We start from the raw sequence: 435 nt of genomic DNA, 5'->3' as shown, positions 1-435 counted from the left end.
GTTGTATAGTCAAGTAATTAAGTGCATGTGGTGGATGCCTTGGCAGTCAGAGGCGATGAAAGACGTAATAGCCTGCGATAAGCTCCGGGGAGGCGGCAAATATCCTGTGATCCGGAGATTTCTGAATGGGGAAACCCACCTGTCATAAGGCAGGTATCGTATGATGAATACATAGTCATACGAGGCGAACGAGGGGAAGTGAAACATCTCAGTACCCTTAGGAAAAGAAATCAATTGAGATTCCCTCAGTAGCGGCGAGCGAACGGGGAAAAGCCCATTAAGTCATATAAGTTCTAGTGGAATGCTCTGGGAAGTGCAACCATAGTGGGTGATAGTCCTGTACACGAAAGGGCTTATATGATGATGTCGAGTAGGGCGGGGCACGTGAAACCTTGTCTGAATATGGGGGGACCATCCTCCAAGGCTAAATACTCC

The 435-nt window shown here is 48.0% G+C and carries 1 rRNA gene; it reads left to right on the top strand.

What is annotated here, in order from left to right:
• Positions 1-7: 7 nt before the first annotated feature.
• Positions 8-435 (top strand): 23S ribosomal RNA (locus tag DLK05_RS17085); the annotation flags it as partial.

The organism is Ancylomarina longa (genome assembly GCF_003996985.1).
GTDB classification, from domain to species: domain Bacteria; phylum Bacteroidota; class Bacteroidia; order Bacteroidales; family Marinifilaceae; genus Ancylomarina_A; species Ancylomarina_A longa.
This window is presented reverse-complemented; position numbering and strand designations above follow the sequence as displayed.